The organism is Brevundimonas sp. AJA228-03 (genome assembly GCF_017795885.1).
Taxonomy (GTDB): Bacteria; Pseudomonadota; Alphaproteobacteria; order Caulobacterales; family Caulobacteraceae; genus Brevundimonas.
Map to the genome: position 1 here is coordinate 2,217,842 of NZ_CP059297.1, position 16,502 is coordinate 2,234,343.

General features: G+C 65.9%; 13 protein-coding genes and 1 pseudogene. 9 read left to right on the forward strand and 5 right to left on the reverse strand.

What is annotated here, in order from left to right; translation table 11 throughout:
- The 6 genes and pseudogenes from HZ989_RS11080 (at position 1) to metH (ending at position 6,690) form a co-directional block, all read left to right on the forward strand.
- Positions 1 to 963: a metalloregulator ArsR/SmtB family transcription factor gene (locus HZ989_RS11080; RefSeq protein ID WP_209320885.1), complete on the forward strand. Its 963-nt coding sequence runs from the start codon at positions 1 to 3 to the stop codon at positions 961 to 963.
- Positions 963 to 2,009 carry a methylenetetrahydrofolate reductase [NAD(P)H] gene (metF, locus tag HZ989_RS11085; protein ID WP_245162347.1) on the forward strand — a complete coding sequence of 349 codons (1,047 nt, stop codon included), beginning with the start codon at positions 963 to 965 and terminating at the stop codon, positions 2,007 to 2,009. Before HZ989_RS11080 ends, metF begins: the two co-directional genes overlap by 1 nt.
- On the forward strand, positions 2,006 to 3,076 hold the full coding sequence (locus HZ989_RS11090) for a homocysteine S-methyltransferase family protein (protein WP_209320886.1): 1,071 nt from the start codon (positions 2,006 to 2,008) through the stop codon (positions 3,074 to 3,076). Before metF ends, HZ989_RS11090 begins: the two co-directional genes overlap by 4 nt.
- An 83-nt stretch (positions 3,077 to 3,159) precedes the next feature.
- Positions 3,160 to 3,579, forward strand: coding sequence for a hypothetical protein (locus HZ989_RS11095; protein ID WP_209320887.1), 420 nt, complete (start codon positions 3,160 to 3,162; stop codon positions 3,577 to 3,579).
- Positions 3,576 to 4,022 (forward strand): PIN domain-containing protein, encoded by a 447-nt coding sequence (locus HZ989_RS11100; RefSeq protein WP_209320888.1) that lies wholly within the window; start codon positions 3,576 to 3,578, stop codon positions 4,020 to 4,022. The genes HZ989_RS11095 and HZ989_RS11100 overlap by 4 nt, the downstream gene beginning before the upstream one ends.
- A pseudogene (gene metH / locus HZ989_RS11105) lies at positions 4,022 to 6,690 on the forward strand (methionine synthase). The gene HZ989_RS11100 and the pseudogene metH overlap by 1 nt, the downstream one beginning before the upstream one ends.
- A 209-nt stretch (positions 6,691 to 6,899) precedes the next feature.
- Here metH and HZ989_RS11110 read toward each other — a convergent pair.
- Both HZ989_RS11110 and HZ989_RS11115 read right to left on the reverse strand, forming a co-directional pair.
- Positions 6,900 to 7,475, reverse strand: a complete 576-nt coding sequence (locus tag HZ989_RS11110) for a hypothetical protein (protein WP_209320889.1) — start codon at positions 7,473 to 7,475, stop codon at positions 6,900 to 6,902.
- 158 nt (positions 7,476 to 7,633) lie between these two features.
- Entirely contained in the window at positions 7,634 to 10,876 is a 3,243-nt protein-coding gene (locus tag HZ989_RS11115; protein ID WP_209320890.1) for a TonB-dependent receptor domain-containing protein, read from the reverse strand.
- A gap of 403 nt (positions 10,877 to 11,279) precedes the next feature.
- On the opposite strand from HZ989_RS11115, the gene HZ989_RS11120 reads away from it, so the two are divergent.
- Positions 11,280 to 12,617, forward strand: coding sequence for a sulfotransferase (locus HZ989_RS11120; protein ID WP_209320891.1), 1,338 nt, complete (start codon positions 11,280 to 11,282; stop codon positions 12,615 to 12,617).
- 22 nt (positions 12,618 to 12,639) lie between these two features.
- Positions 12,640 to 13,056 (forward strand): TIGR01244 family sulfur transferase, encoded by a 417-nt coding sequence (locus HZ989_RS11125; RefSeq protein ID WP_209320892.1) that lies wholly within the window; start codon positions 12,640 to 12,642, stop codon positions 13,054 to 13,056.
- On the opposite strand, the gene HZ989_RS11130 is transcribed toward HZ989_RS11125, so the two are convergent.
- Positions 13,053 to 13,202, reverse strand: coding sequence for a hypothetical protein (locus HZ989_RS11130; protein ID WP_209320893.1), 150 nt, complete (start codon positions 13,200 to 13,202; stop codon positions 13,053 to 13,055). The genes HZ989_RS11125 and HZ989_RS11130 overlap by 4 nt on opposite strands.
- A gap of 82 nt (positions 13,203 to 13,284) precedes the next feature.
- Here HZ989_RS11130 and HZ989_RS11135 point away from each other — a divergent pair, with 82 nt between their 5' ends.
- Positions 13,285 to 14,202, forward strand: coding sequence for an MBL fold metallo-hydrolase (locus tag HZ989_RS11135; RefSeq protein ID WP_209320894.1), 918 nt, complete (start codon positions 13,285 to 13,287; stop codon positions 14,200 to 14,202).
- Here HZ989_RS11135 and HZ989_RS11140 read toward each other — a convergent pair.
- The gene (locus tag HZ989_RS11140; protein ID WP_209320895.1) at positions 14,187 to 14,849 is read right to left on the reverse strand and encodes a DUF1499 domain-containing protein; all 663 of its coding nucleotides are present in this window, start codon (positions 14,847 to 14,849) and stop codon (positions 14,187 to 14,189) included. The genes HZ989_RS11135 and HZ989_RS11140 overlap by 16 nt on opposite strands.
- 3 nt (positions 14,850 to 14,852) lie before the next feature.
- Entirely contained in the window at positions 14,853 to 16,499 is a 1,647-nt protein-coding gene (locus tag HZ989_RS11145) for a long-chain-fatty-acid--CoA ligase (RefSeq protein ID WP_209320896.1), read from the reverse strand.
- Positions 16,500 to 16,502 lie beyond the last annotated feature (3 nt).

Sequence of the window (16,502 nt, forward strand, 5' to 3'; positions counted from 1 at the left end):
ATGTCCCTGACGGCAGAACAGACGATCGAAGCCCTGCGCGCCGCCGGCGAGCCGACGCGGCTGCGCATCCTGTCGCTGCTGGCGGGCGAGGAACTGTCGGTGATGGAACTCAGCCGGGTTCTGGACCAGAGCCAGCCCCGGGTGTCCCGCCACCTGAAGCTGATGACCGACGCGGGTCTGATCGAACGGTTTCCCGATGGCGCGAGGGTCTTCTATCGCGTCTCGCACGACGTGGACGCCCGTCGCCTGATCGACACGGTGCTGGACCTGCTGGACGACGCCGAGGGCGAGGCGGACCACGCCCGCCTGAACGCTGTCCGCGATGAACGCGCGACGGCCGCCGCCGCCTATTTCGAGACCGTGGCCCCCAGCTGGGACCGCATCCGGTCCCTGTATGTGTCCGAATCGGCGGTCGAGAGCGCCATCGCCCGCGCGGCCGGAACCGGCCCGTTCGACCGCGTCGTCGACCTCGGCACCGGCTCGGGCCGCATGCTGACCCTGCTGGGCTCCAGGGCGCGGATGTCGATCGGGCTGGATCTGAGCCAGAACATGCTCAACATCGCCCGCGCCAATGTGGTCAAGGCGGGCCTGGACAGGGTCGAACTGCGCCACGGCGACATCTTCGCCACCCGCCTGCCCGGCCAGTCCGCCGACCTCGTTCTGGTCCATCAGGTGCTGCACTATCTGGTCGATCCGGCGGCTGCCGTCGCAGAGGCCGCCCGACTGGTCAGTCCCGGTGGAAAACTTCTGATCGTTGATTTCGCCCCCCACGACCTCGAGCAACTGCGCGACGAACATCAGCATCGCCGGCTCGGATTTGCCGACGAGGAGATCGGCCGCTGGCTGGCAGAGGCCGGTCTCGACGCCTCCGCCTCCATCGCCCTGCCGCCCGATACCGCAGGCCTGACCGTCACCATCTGGACCGCGACACGCCCGGCCGTCGCCAAGAGGAGCGTTGCCTGATGGCCGCCACCGCCACGTCACTCGCGGACGCCCGCGCCCTGCTGCTGTCGCCGCTGGGGCCGGTCGCGCGCGCCGGAAACAACGCCAATCCGGTCCGGGTCTCGTTCGAGTTCTTCCCGCCCAAGACCGACGAAGCCGAAGCGACCCTGTGGAAGGCCGTCCGCCGTCTGGAGCCGCTGAATCCTGCGTTCGTGTCCGTGACCTATGGCGCGGGCGGCTCGACGCGCGAGCGCACCCACCGCACGGTTCAACGGATGCTGGCCGAAACGAACCTGAAGCCGGCCGCCCACCTGACCTGTGTCGAGGCCAGCCGCGAGGAGGTCGATCAGGTCATCCAGGACTACAAGGCCATCGGCGTCGACCACATCGTGGCCCTGCGCGGCGATCCGCCCGGTGCCAGTGGCATTGGCGGGGCCTATCAGCCGCGCGCCGATGGCTATGCCAATGCGACGGAGCTGGCCCGCGCGATCCAGCGCGTCGGCGGGTTCCAGACCTCGATCGGCGTCTATCCGGAAAAGCATCCCGAAAGCCCGTCCATCGAGCACGACATCGACGTGCTGAAGGCCAAGGTCGACGCGGGTGCTACGCGCGCACTGAGCCAGTTCTTCTTCGATATCGACGCCTTCCTGCGGTTCCGGGACCGGATCCGGGCGGCGGGCGTGACCATTCCCCTGCTCCCCGGGATCATGCCGGTATCGAACTTCGCAGGATTGCAGCGGATGAGCGCGTCATGCGGCGCGACGATCCCGGCCTGGCTCGCGGCCCATTTCGAGGGTCTGGACGACGATCCCGAGACGCGAAAGCTGCTGGCCGCCTCCGTCGCCGCCGAGACCTGCGCCCGGCTGCAGGAGGAGGGATTTTCCGACTTCCACTTCTACACCCTGAACCGCGCCGACCTGGTCTATGCCATCTGCCGGGTGCTGGGTGTGCGCGAAGGACAGTCCTCCCCCATCGGGGGAGGTGTCGGCGAAGCCGACGAAGGGGGCAGCCCCCTCCACCACCCTTCGGGTGGTCCCCCTCCCCCGGCGGGGGAGGATTACGCATGACCGCCCGCGAAGAACGCATCGCGGCCCTCCATGCCGCCGCGAAGGCGCGCATCCTGGTCCTCGACGGATCATGGGGCGTGATGATCCAGCGCGCCGAACTGTCCGAAGAGGATTTCCGCGGCGACCGTTTCGCCGGCCACAACGGCCAGATGAAGGGCAACAACGACATCCTGTGCATCACCCGCCCGGATGTCATCGCTGACCTGCACGACCAGTATTTCGCCGCCGGGGCCGACATCTCCGAGACCAACACCTTCTCGGCCACGGTCATCGCCCAGGACGACTATCACCTGGACGCCGATGCGGTGTGGGACATCAATCTGGAAGGCGCGAAACTGGCCCGCGCCTCGGCTGACCGCTGGACGGAGAAGGAACCACACAAGCCGCGTTTTGCCGCCGGATCGATCGGACCGCTGAACAAGATGCTGTCGATGTCGTCCGACGTGAACGATCCCGGCGCGCGGCTGGTCACCTTCGACCAGGTCTATGAGGCCTATCGCCATCAGGTGAAGGCGCTGAACGAGGGCGGGGTCGACCTCTATCTGATCGAGACCATCACCGACACGCTGAACTGCAAGGCCGCGATCAAGGCCATCAAGGATCTGGAAGACGAGGGGATGGAGCCCCTGCCCATCTGGATTTCGGGCACCATCACCGACCGGTCGGGCCGCACCCTGTCGGGCCAGACGGCCGAGGCCTTCTGGAACAGCGTGCGGCACGCCAGGCCGTTTGCTGTCGGCTTCAACTGCGCCTTGGGGGCCGATCTGATGCGGCCGTTCATCGCCGAACTGAGCCGGGTCGCCGACACCCTGGTCGCCGCCTATCCCAACGCCGGCCTGCCCAACGCCATGGGCCAGTATGACGAGGAACCGCACCAGACGGCCCATTTCATCGAGGAATGGGCGGCTTCGCGTCTGGTCAACATCGTCGGCGGCTGCTGCGGCACGACGCCGGAGCATATCCGCCACACGGCCGAGGCGGTGTCGAAACTGCCGACGCGGGAGATCCCGGAGCGGCCGGTGGCGATGCGGCTGTCGGGGCTCGAACCGTTCGAGCTGGTGGCGTGACCCCATATACCCCCACCTCAGACCCATTGACACCCCCCATAGGCCCCCTAGACTCTCTTCCGCTGCTGACAGGGAGATTTGACATGGGCGCTCAAGCCGAAACCGCTGTGAAAGACGTCGTCGTCTGGACCAAACACGTCCATGGCGATCGAAGGGTCACCGCGCGCCTCCAGTCCCTGAAGGGCGGCGAAGACCTGGAACTCGTCGTCGATGGCGTCCGTGGCCTGTGGCGCAAGATGGCCGATGGGGTGGACGGGCGCCCTACGTCCGGACTGCGTCCCGTCGGGCGGATGCAGACGTTCTGGAAGGAGTTGTATGCGTCACGTCGGGGGGAAACTGTTGTGATCGAACTTCCTGGCGATGAGGTTGCGGACGCGCCGCTGATCTACCCCGCCGATCCCGACCCGAAGGTTCGGGCCGAGGCCTTGCAGGCCCTGTTAACGGCGGGCGGCGGGCACTCCTGCGGCGAACGTTGGACCCGCGACGAATTGTACGACCGATGATTTCCGCCGACACCAACGTCTTCGCCTACCTGTATGACGAAGACAGTCCGCAAAAGCAGGCTGTCGCGAGAGCTACGGTGGCGGCCTTGGCGGCGAAACAGGGAATCGTTGGCCTTCAGGTCGTCGGTGAACTGAACAATGTCCTGCGCCGCAAGATGGGTAAGACACCTTCAGAGGCCGCGCAGGCCGGGCGGCGTCTGATCGGGGCATTTTCGGTCTTTCCCCCCACCCGTCAGGCCGCGGTCTGGGCCCTTGAGCAGGCAGGCGCTGCAACGCTTCAGTACTGGGACGCCCTTCTGCTGGCGTCAGCGCGTCAGGCGGGCGTGGACACGCTCCTGACCGAAGACCTGTCCGACGGGGCCGAGATCAACGGCGTCCTCATCATCAATCCGTTCGGCGAGCAGGGTCTGAGTCCGCGAGCGAGACAGGTTCTGGAGATCTAGTGCGCCCCACCTTCATCAACGTCGGCGAGCGGACCAATGTCACCGGCTCGGCCAAATTCAAGAAGCTGGTGGTGGAGGGCGACTATCCCGCCGCCCTGACCGTCGCCCGCCAGCAGGTCGAGGCCGGCGCATCGATCATCGATATCAATATGGACGAGGGCCTGCTGGATTCGAAAGCGGCCATGGTCACCTTCCTCAACCTGATCGCAGCCGAGCCCGACATCGCCCGCGTGCCGGTGATGATCGACTCCTCGAAATGGGAGGTGATCGAGGCGGGCCTGAAATGCGTCCAGGGCAAGCCGATCGTCAATTCCATCTCGATGAAGGCGGGCGAGGCGGAGTTCCGCGAACAGGCGGTCAAATGCCTGCGCTACGGCGCCGCCGTCGTCGTGATGGCCTTCGATGAGGTCGGACAGGCCGATACCGCCGCGCGCAAGATCGAGATCTGCACCCGCGCCTATCGCATCCTGGTCGACGAGGTCGGTTTTCCGCCCGAGGACATCATCTTCGACCCCAATATCTTCGCCGTGGCGACGGGGATCGAGGAGCACGACAACTACGCCGTCGACTTCATCGAGGCGACGCGGGTCATCAAGGCCACCCTGCCTTATGCGCGGGTCTCGGGCGGGGTGTCGAACGTCAGCTTCAGCTTTCGCGGCAATGAGCCGGTGCGCCGGGCGATCCACAGCGTCTTCCTGTACCATGCCATCCAGGCGGGCATGGACATGGGCATCGTCAATGCGGGCGACCTGCCCGTCTATGACACCCTCGACCCGGTCCTGCGGGAGGCTGTCGAGGATGTGATCCTGAACCGCCCGCAGCGGACCAATGTCAGCAACACCGAGCGGCTGGTCGACATCGCCGAAATTCAAGGGCGACAAGGGCGGCGCCGGGACGAAAGGCGACCTGAATGGCGCGGCTGGCCCCGGTGGGCAAGCGGATCGAGCACGCCCTGGTCAACGGCATCACCGAGTTCATCGACGCCGATACCGAGGAGGCCCGCCTGTCGTTCGACCGGCCGCTGCACGTCATCGAGGGTCCGCTGATGGACGGGATGAACGTCGTCGGCGACCTGTTCGGATCGGGCAAGATGTTCCTGCCGCAGGTGGTGAAGTCCGCCCGCGTGATGAAACAGGCCGTGGCCTGGCTGGAACCCTTCATGGAGGCCGAAAAGGCCGGAAAACCGCGCGAGCAGGCCGGCCGCATCCTGATGGCCACGGTCAAGGGCGATGTCCACGACATCGGCAAGAACATCGTCGGCGTGGTCCTGCAATGTAACAACTACGAGGTCATCGACCTGGGCGTCATGGTCCCGGCCGACCGGATCCTGGACGCCGCGATCGAGCACAAGGTCGACATCATCGGCCTGTCGGGCCTGATCACCCCGAGCCTGGACGAGATGGTCTTCGTCGCCCGCGAAATGCAGCGGCGCGGCTTCGACATCCCCCTGCTGATCGGCGGGGCCACGACCAGCCGGACCCATACGGCGGTCAAGATTGAGCCGGGCTATTCCTCCGGATCGACCACCTATGTCGTGGACGCCAGTCGCGCCGTCGGCGTGGTCTCGGGTCTGCTGTCGAAGACCGAACGGGCGAAGAACGAGGCCGCCACCCGCGACGAATACATCCGCATCCGCGAGCAATACGCCCGGGGCCAGGAGGTCAAGGCGCGCGCCACCCTGCCCCAGGCCCGCGAGAACCGCTTCCGGCCCGATCCGGTCGATCCCATGCCCGGCGCGCCCTCCTTCATCGGCGTCCGCGCCTTCGACAGCTGGGACCTGCAGGACCTCGCCGATCACATCGACTGGACGCCCTTCTTCGCCAGTTGGGAACTGATCGGCCGCTATCCGCAGATCCTCGAGGACGAGATCGTCGGACAGGCCGCGACCGACCTGTTCACCGATGCCAGGGTCATGCTGAAGCGGATCGTCGACGAGAAGTGGTTCACGGCCAGGGGCGTCGTCGGCTTCTGGCCCGCCAATGCCATCGGCGACGACGTGGCCGTCTATGCCGATGAGAGCCGCAGCGAAGAGATCGCCCGGTTCCACACCCTGCGCCAGCAGATCCGGAAGGCGAACGGCAAGCCCAACCTGGCCCTGTCGGATTTCGTGGCAGAGGCCGGTCAGGACTATATCGGAGCCTTCGCCGTCACGACCGGCCACGGCGAACTGGAGGCCTCGAAGCGGTTCAAGGACGCGGGCGACGACTATTCCGCCATCATGGCTGCGGCCCTCGCCGACCGTCTGGCCGAGGCCTTCGCCGAGCGGCTGCACAAGGAAGTGCGGACCCGGCTGTGGGGCTATGCGCCGGATGAGGCGACCGGCATCGACGACCTGGTCGCCGAGCAATACCAGGGCATCCGCCCTGCCCCCGGCTATCCCGCCCAGCCCGATCACACGGAAAAGGCCACGCTGTTCAGACTGTTACAGGCGGAAGCGAACGCGGGCATGGCCCTGACGGAATCCTTCGCCATGACCCCGCCCGCCTCGGTCTCGGGCCTGTATTTCGGCCATCCCGGCAGCCATTATTTCGGCGTCGGCAAGATCGATCGCGATCAGGTCGAGGCCTATGCCGCGCGCAAGGGCTGGGATGTCGAGACCGCCGAACGCTGGCTGGCCCCGATCCTCAACTACGAGCCGGGCGCGGTGGAACGGGTCGCGGCGGCTTAGCTGTCCCCTTCTCCCCTTGCGGGAGAAGGTGGCCGAGCCCCCCGGTCCGATCTTCGATCGGCCGGAGGACAGGCTCCGCGAGGTCGGCTGAGGGGTGACTCCCGGTCTTGCTGATCGGCGTCTGCTCGCCTCATGTCATTTGCGTCGCCGTACCCCTCATCCGTCAGCCTTCGGCTGCCACCTTCTCCCGCAAGGGGAGAAGGCGTCTATTACCCCTTCGGCTGACCGGTCTCGTCCAGACCGGCGTCATCCAGCGTTTCCGGCGGGGTGGTGATGTTCTCGCGGACGCGGCGCGCGGCGTGCTCGCACCGGCCCGGCAGGCCGAAGAACAGGCCGAAGGCTTCGCTGCGCACGCGTTCGTCGGTCTGCGCCATCAACGGCGTCCATTTGGCCGCGGCCCCGGCGGCGGCCGCTTCGGCGGCGGCACGCGTGGCGGGCGTCTGGCGCGCGGCCCCGATCCGGAGCGCCTCACGGAAGTCCGTCGCCTCCAGCCCGCCCAGCCGCATGATCTCGCGATCCAGATCGTCTGCCGTGGTCAGGGTCCGTCCCAGCGCAATGTGTCCCTCGACAAGGGCCGCACACCAGGCCACCAGCGGATAATCCTGTTCCGGCGCGCCGCGCGGCAGGGGCGTGGCATAGGCGATGGCCTCACGGGCGTTGCGGGCGGCGACACTTTCGCCTCCACCGCGAGCGGTGGTGATGGGCCCGTCTGCGTCCTGGCTACGGGCGGGTGACTGAACGGCGAGGGCCAGAGCGAGAAGCGAGGCGGCGAAGAGCGTGCGCATGAGTAGTCCGGTGTTCGGTACAAAGGAGATCAACGTGACAGTCTGTCGAACACAGCGATGGTTTTTCTGCGACCCCTGATCGCGGATCGACAGCAGGCAACAAAAAGGGTGGCGGACCCGAAGATCCGCCACCCCGTCTGCTCATACAGGCGTCTGTTCTAGAACTTGATCGACGCGCTCAGACGCACGAAGCGGGGCGTCTGGTAAGAGGTGACCTTGCCGAAGTTCGGGTTGACCTGGCCCGGGCCCGGATAGACGCCGATATCGATCTCGCCGAACTCGTTGAAGTCGAGCTCATTGTTGCTGGCGAATACGTTGAACACATCGGCCCGCAGCGTCACGCCCTCACCCGGAATACCCCAGCGATCGCTGATCGTATAGGCGAACGTCAGGTCGACCTGGGTCAGCCAGTCGCTTTCGAACAGCGAACCCCGCGGCGTGGATTCCGACTTACCGTCGCCGTTCCTGTCGCAGTACCACGAGGCGGCACCGTAGTAGGCGGCGAACAGATCGTCGTCGGTCTTCGGATCCGTCTCGGGGTGAACGCCCTGACAGCCGAACAGGCGCGGCGACTGAACGATGATGTTCGTGCCGATATTGAAGGCGGGCGTAACCTGCCAGTTGCCATAGGCCTTGAACGAGTGTTCGCGATGGTTCGGCAGCTTGCCAGAGGCACCGTCCGCAAGGCCGGGGACGTCGTAGTCCTGGGTCAGGCCGGGATCGGCCTGGCCGTTATCGGACTTGAGGGCACCCTCATAGTTACCTTCGTTGTTCGACCAGAGGTAGCTGACGCGACCACCCCAGACGCCGTCGAAGGCGCGTTCCAGGGTAAACTCCGCCGCCGTGTACTCGCGGACAGGTTTCGGAAAGCGCAGGTCCGAAGCCGACAGGGTGACCTGGCGATCCGTCGTGATGCGTCCGCCCGAAGCCTTCGCCAGATCGGAACCGGCCAGGGTCACGGTCACGTCCTGACCGGGGTTGGCCAGAACATACTGGTGGAAGCCAGACCAGACCGAATAGCAGCTGGCGGCCGTCAGACCGCCGCCGGCAGCCGCGCAGTAAGCCTGCAGGGCGCTGTCGATGGCGATGTCGTCGATGGCACGGCCCAGATCACGATAGGTGCCGGTGACGCTGGCGGTGAAGTCACCCCAGTCGTTGCTGAACTCCTGCGAGTAGCCAAGGATGAACTCGTCCACGTACATCGGGGCCAGCTCGGCATCGACCTGGGTGTTGGTCGGGCGGGTGGTGCCGTCCGCCAGGGTGACGGACGAGAACAGCGTGCCCAGGATCGGCTGATCGTTGTCGTCACGAATGCCGTCCTGGTTGGCGTCGATCGCCAGGTTACCGTTGGCCGTATTCAGGTTGTAGGTATCGCGGAAGTAGAGCTCGCGACCAGCGAGGCGCTGGTTGGTGTTGAGCGCGACCGGCAGGAAGTAACGGCCATAGGAGCCGAACAGCTTGGCGGTGCGATCGCCGAACACATCATAGGTGGCACCCAGACGCGGAGCGATCTGGTTCTTGATGTCGACGAAGACGTCGCCCGAGATATTGGCGTTCTCGAAGCTTTCCGCACGCAGGCCAAGGTTCAGGGTCAAGCGATCAGTGACCTGCCAGCTGTCCTGGAGGTAAAGGGCGTTCTGGGTCGATTCCCAGCTACCGTCGTTGTTGTAGACTTCCACGCGGACCCGACGCGGCGAGCCGATCAGCGCAGGACGCGCCCCAGCTGTCGCAGCCGTGAACGGCGACTGGTAGCGGTAGGCGACGCCGCCAGTGCGGGTGCCCGAGCAGTTCAGGGCGTCAGCCCCGACAGCCGTGTTGATCGGGCTGGAGCGGCAGATGTTGAAGCCCCGCCCCGAACGCGACAGCGTCTGGGAACCGGACAGGTTTTCGTTGTCGATACCGGCGCGGACGTGGTGCGCACCCCACAGGTTGAAATAGACATCGACATCGAAGCGCAGCATTTCGCGCTTGTCGTCATTGGTGCCGGGCGAGCCGACCAGCCAGTTGCCGCGCTGGGCGGTCAGAGGGGCGGCGACATCCTCGACGCCGTCGCGGTTGTAGTCGAAGCCCGTGATGTCGGTGATCACCGGATTGACGTCTTCCGCCGACGTCGACGAGGAGTTGTTGTTCGTCTCGCCATAGGCCAGCGACGTCGTCAGCCAGTCGGTCCATTGTCCGGTGTAGCGGATGACCCAGTTATCCCCGCCGGACGTGTTCTGATAGGTGCCGTCGTTTCGCGAATTCGGCGTGGGCGTGCCGGCGAAGAAGGTCGTCTGAGTGACGTCCTGAGTGGTCTCGTCGGAGAAGTAGGTGCCTTCGAGGCGATGACCATCGGCGATGATGTAGTCGATCTTGCCGCCGTAGACCGGGCTGTCGTCCTCGACCTTGAAGCCCTGGTTGGAGGTATTCTGATTGTAGGACTCGCGATAACGCTGGTTGTACAGGCCGTACACGAACAGGCGGTCCTGGATGATCGGGCCACCGGCCTCAAGGATCACATCCCAGCTTTCGAGGGTGTCGAGATCGTTCAGTGCCAGATAGGTGTTCGGCGAGTAGCTGCGAAGCGCTTCAGGCTCCCACAAGGAGGTGATACCGAATTCCCATTCGTTTCCGCCCGACTTGGTGGTGGCGTTGATCACGCCGCCGGTGCCGCGACCGAACTCAGCCGAATAGCCGCCGGTCTTGGTTTCAAAGGTCTCGAAGAACTCGAACGGCACGGATGCGCCGCCCAGGAAGCTGACGAAGTCGGTGATGTTCAGCCCGTTGACGAAGAAGGTGTTCTCACCCGCAGACGAACCGGAGATCGACGGAATGCCGCCGAACGCCGCGTCGCCCGAGGTCACGCCGGGAGCCAGCAGGGCCAGGGCTGTGCCGCTGCGCCCCAGAGGCACGTTGGACGCCAGTTCTTCCACGTCGACGCTCAGGCCGGTTGTGGTGGTGTCGAAGTCGGAAACAGCGGTGCGGACGCCGACGACGACGATTTCGCCAACGTTATCCGCAGCCGCGCCGGCGCGGCCGACGGTGAAGATGGCGGAGGTGGTGCCGCCCACGCCGACCGTGACGGCTTCCGAGAAGGCGTCAAAGCCGCTGGCGTTGATGGAGACGGTATAGCTGCCGGGAGGCAGGGCGACAGCGCGGAAACTGCCCGAAGCGTCCGAAGTCAGCGTGCGGCTGAAGCCCTGGGCGTCGGACGTTACGGTGACGGACGCGCCGCTGACCGGAGACCCGCTCTGGTCGCTGACGGTGCCCGACAGGGCACCCTGGGTCGCCGAGGCCTGAGCCATGGCCACGCCAGGTACAGCCATCAGGGCGATCGAAGGAACCATGGCCGCGGCGAAAATCGCGACACCACCGATCATGGTCGACGCCAGAAGGCGTCCACGGACGGTTTCAACTTTCACTGTCTACTCTCCAGCTGCGCAAATTGGGCTCCCGGCAGGGTCCACCCAACGCTCCGTCGCAATCAAACATCACGACTCCCTGTCACGAGTGTAATCTTCGTAATGATTACGTCCACGTAAATGCTTCAGTCCCGCCACATTCCGCCTCAAACTGTCACCGTTGCGCCACATCCTTGAAACGTGGCCTCAAAGGTAAGAAGGGTGTCAGCCCTTACCCCATTCCCGCGCGCGGGACAGGAAACGCGCCTTGTTGCAAAACCAGCGACCCATCACGACACCAAATGCTGCTGAGCGCGTGAACGCCGCGCTTGCCGCCTTCCAGAGGAGAGACCGGGACGCGGCTGCAGCCCACCTCGCTCATGCCGTGAACAGTGCGAGCGATTTCGGGACAAAGTGGGGGGCTGTGTCACGGCTCGCGTCGACCATCGGGGCCATTTCCGTCGCCCTGATTGCGGCCGAGCGCTACGCACGGGTCAATCCGGCTGATCCAGGCCCTCGGCTGGCCTACGGCCAGATGCTGGCGCTCCACGGGCGCGTCCAGGCTGCCTGCAACGTTGGTCGCGCCCTGACGATCGAGCAACCGAACAACTCTGCCGGATGGCATTTCCTGGGGACCTGCCTGGCGCAGGTCGGCGATATCGAGGCGTCGAATGCTGCGCTTCGACAGGCCATGTCGCTGCACACCGATGCCTCGGCGATGGCCTGGTCCTGGCAGGCGCTGGCCGAGTCCAAGACGTTCGCGGCCGGCGACCCCGACCTGCAGTCGATGCTCGACCTGCTGCAGCGGCTCCCGAATGGACCGGCGGGCGAGGAAGCGCGCAGCGTGCTGAAATATGCACTGGGCAAGGCCTGGGATAATCTCGGCGAAATCGACAGAGCCTTTGCTGCCTATTCGGAAGGCGCTGCGGTCATGCAGAGACTTCGGGGCTACCAGGCGGCAGACACGGACGCCTTTGTTGATCAGGTGATCCAGGGCTGGACCGCTGATTTCGCAGCCCGGCTGCCCGTCGTGGAGACTCGCTCGAACAGGCCGATCTTTGTGTTCGGCCTGCCGCGATCCGGCACCACCTTGATCGAGCAGATTCTGGTCAGCCACGCTGACGTGACCGACGGTGCCGAGATCAATTATTTCAGTACGGCGGCCATGCCCATCCAGGGCTTCACCCCCGCGGCGGTGTCGGCATTCGCGGCCTCAAATGGTGCCAGGGGATTCGAAGCGATCGGTCGGGCCTATCTGACGATGCTCGACGAGCGATTTGGGCCCGATGGCCGGATCGTGGACAAGACACTGAACCACAGCCGCTATCTGGGCCTGATCCGCCACATTCTGCCCGATGCGCGCTTTATCTGGCTGAAACGGTCTGCCGGCGCTGTGGCCTGGTCCTGCTTCCGCACACGCTTTTCGCAGGGAGTCGACTGGAGCTGGTCGCAGGAGGATATGGGTCGCTATTTCCGGGGCGAGGACCGCTTACGCGAGCATTGGACGGAGCAGTTGGGCGACGCCGTCCTGACGCTGCCCTACGATGAGTTGGTCGGTGACATCGAGCCGTGGATCGACCGGATCATTCAGCACGTCGGTCTGCCGCCCCAGGCCGGGCTCAGCGACTTCCACAAGACCAGGCGCGCCGTAACGACCGCCAGTTTCGCCCAGGTCCGGAAACCGCTCTACACCAGTTCGCGGGACGCATGGCGGCGCTACGAGAGCCACCTGGAGCCGTTCTTCAAGGCCTATCAAGGCTGAAAGCCCCCGCAGGAGTCCCCGCATGACCGCCTTCTACCAGACCCTGGACGCGGGGACCCTTGTCGCCCCGCAGATCGCCCTCGACAGTCTCGCGGCGTTCGCCGACGCGGGTGTCGTCGTCGTGATCAGCCATCGTCCGGATAATGAAGACCCCGGTCAACCTTCGGCCGACGAAATGGCCAGCGCTGTGGCGGCCGCAGGCATGCGGTTCGTCCATGCTCCCGTTCGGGGTCTTCCGGACGAGGCGGCGGTGACCGCGACTGCGACGGCCATTGCGGCTCTCGAGCCTCAGGAACGTGTCCTGATGTTCTGTCGCTCGGGCACCCGGTCCGCCATGGCCTGGGCGTTGGCCATGCGGGCGCTGGATCGGTCCGATGCGCAGACCTTGCGCGAAGCCGCCGCCGCAGCGGGCTATGACCTCAGCCGGCTGCCGCTCTAGCGGCTGATCGCAGTCCGCGCGGCGTAGGGGATCGGTTCCGGATCGCCACAGGATGCCAGGACCAGTTGTGCGGCCATCAGGCACAGCATGGCCGCCGCGACGGGCTGGAGCCGGCTTGAGACAGTCAGTGCGATTGATCGGGCCAAGACAGGTGCTCCAGAACAGGTTTACGTTCTGTTAAGGCAAGGAACGGGCCGTCGTCCTTCGTGCCATTTCGAGACCAGCGTCATGTCCGTGCTTCAGGCCATTCCCTTCGTCCGCGCCTTCGATTTCCGGTATGGCCGCGCCGATCAGGTCTCGCCCCTGATCCAGAGGGTCATCTGCAACAACCCCGGCCCGTTCACCTTCACCGGCACCGGCACCTATATCGTCGGCCATTCCCGGCCTGGATCGTCCGTCGCGGTCATCGACCCCGGCCCGCTCGATGCTGCACATCTGGACGCCCTGACACAGGCCGTCGCGGGCCGGACGGTCAGCCATATCCTGGTGACCCACACCCACCGCGACCATTCTCCCCTCGCCCGCCCGTTCGCCGGACGCCTCGGAGCACCGATCCTGGCCGCGCGCCCGCCCGCGCAGGACACGCATGCGTCGGGTCCCCTCGACGAGGAGGAGGACGCCGCGTTTTCACCCGATACGGTCCTGACGGGGGGCGAGGCGATCGCCGGCGAAGGCTGGACCCTTCGCGCCCTTTTCACACCGGGTCATGCGTCCAACCACATGGCCTTCGCCCTGGAAGACGAGAACGCCCTGTTCTGCGGCGACCACGTCATGGGCTGGTCCACCACTGTGGTCGCCCCGCCCGACGGCGACATGGGCGACTACATGCGCAGCCTGGAGCGGGTGATCGCGGCCGATTTCTCGACCCTGTGGCCCACGCACGGCGCGCCGGTGACCGAGCCCGCGCCCTTCCTCGCTGCCTATCGCCAGCATCGCCTGGATCGCGAGGCCCAGATCATGAGCCGCCTCCTGGCCGGGGATCATACCATCGCGGCGATGGTTCCGGTTCTGTATGCCGCCGTGGACCAGCGCCTGTGGGCCGCAGCCGGCCTGTCGGTCTGGGCGCACCTGATCAAGCTGGTGAGGGACCGGCGCGTCATCGCCGACGGCGAACCGACGCTTGCGGCGACCTATCGACCGGCCTGAAGCGCAGCGACCAGCGCGCCCGCCAGCCGACAGGTCTCGCCGCCGTCGGCGCGGTCATAGCGGGCCACGACCCGGACATCGGTCCGGCCCGGACGGATGCGGATGACCGCCTCATGCCGCAGGCCGAAGAAGGTCCCGGTGCGCTCGCCCCTGATCTGGAACAGGCTGGCGTCGGTGATGCGGAAACCGGCCTGTTGCATGGCCCAGCCCGCCGCGCCCTCCGCAGACTGGGTCATGGGCGCGGACACGCCCGGGCAGGCGACGCCGGGGCCGACGGCGTCCGGGACGCCCGGTGGATCGCCCGGATCGGTCGTGACGTCCAGAGGACCGACGGCCGCCATGGCCTGTACCCGCCAGAGAAACGCGCCCGCCCCGCCGACGGCGACGACCAGCGTCGCGAGGGCGATCAGGCCCAGGCGCGCGAAGCTCCGGAACGCGCCCGGAAGCGCGACCAGAGCGATGACCACCGCCAGCACGCTCAGACCCGGACCGACCTTCAAGGCAAGGAGGTCGAGCCCGATGCTCACCGGGATCACACCGCTGGCCACCAGCAGCACCGCGACCAGCACCACGAGGGGGCCGGCCAGAGCGGCCGCGACGGCGGCACGGACGGCCATCAGGCCGCGCACCGGACTCCGTCCGGCCACGCCTCAGACCCGCGCCGGCTCGACCGAGGTCGGCAGCCGATAATCCTTCAGCTGCTCGCGCAGGTTCTTCTTGTCGATCTTGCCCGTGGCCCCCAGCGGGATGTCGTCGACGAAGACGACATCGTCGGGCATCCACCATTTGGCGATCTTGCCGACCAGGAAGTCCAGGTGCTCCTGCTTGTCCTGGGTCTCGCCGGGCTTCAATTTGATGATCAGCACCGGCCGCTCGTCCCATTTCGGATGGGCCGCGCCGATGACGGCCGCCAGTTCGACCCTGGGATGGCCCACGGCGATGTTCTCGATCTCGATCGAGCTGATCCATTCGCCACCGGACTTGATCACGTCCTTGGCCCGGTCGGTGATCTGCATGAAGCCGTGCTCGTCGATCGTCGAGACGTCGCCGGTGTCGAAGAAGCCCTCGTGGTCCAGGATGTCGCCGCCCTCGTCGCGGAAATAGGCGCGGGCGATGGTCGGGCCCTTGATCATCAGACGGCCGTAGGTCGTGCCGTCGTGCGGCATCTCCTGGCCGGCATAGTTCTTCAGCTTCAGCTCGACGCCCAGCGGCGGCATCCCCTGCTTGATCCGCCACTTCATGCCCTCGTCATAAGGCAGGGCGTCGAGCTCGGGCGTCAGGATCGACATGGTGCCGATGGGCGAGGTCTCGGTCATGCCCCAGCCCTGCGAGACCTCGATGCCGAACTCGTCGTGGAAGGCACGGATCAGGCTCTCCGGCACGGCCGAGCCGCCGATCAGCACCCGCTTGACCGTCGGGATCGTCAGCTTGTGCTCGCGCAGGTGGGCCAGCAGCCCCTGCCAGACGGTGGGCACGGCGGCCGAGAAGGTCACGCCTTCCGACACGATCAGCTCATAGATGGAGGCGCCGTCCATCCTGGCCCCCGGCATGACCAGCTTGGCCCCCGACGCCGGTCCCGCGAAGGCAATGCCCCAGGCATTGGCGTGGAACATCGGCACGACCGGCAGGATGACTTCCTTCGGCGACGGCCCCAGCACCGTGGACTGCATGCCCAGCAGGGTGTGGATGAAGTTCGACCGGTGCGAATACAGCACCCCTTTCGGGTTTCCCGTCGTCCCCGAGGTGTAGCAAAGTCCGCAGGCGGTCTGCTCGTCGAAATCGCCCCAGACGCAGTCCTGCGACACGCCCGCCAGGATCGCCTCATAGCATTCCGCCCTGGGCAGTTTCGTCGCCGGCATGTGAAATGCGTCGGTCAGCACCACGACCCGCTCGACGCTGGGACAATGCGGCAGGATCGCTTCCAGCAGCGGCACGAACGTCAGATCGACGAAAATGATCCGGTCGCCGGCGTGGTTGATGATGTAGATCAATTGCTCGGGAAACAGGCGCGGGTTCAGTGTATGGCACACCGCCCCGATCCCCATGATGCCGTACCAGGCCTCGATGTGGTTGCCGGTGTTCCAGGCCAGGGTCGCGACCCGGTCACCGACCTTGATGCCCCATTCCTTGAGCACGTTGGAAACCTGCTTGGCCCGACCATGGATATCGCCATAGGTCGTCCGCACGACCGGCCCCTCCACCGATCGGGTCACGACCTGGCGATGGCTGTGCCAGTTCTTCGAGTGGTCAAGGATCCGGTCGACCGTCAGCGGCCAGTCCTGCATCAATCCCAGCATCGC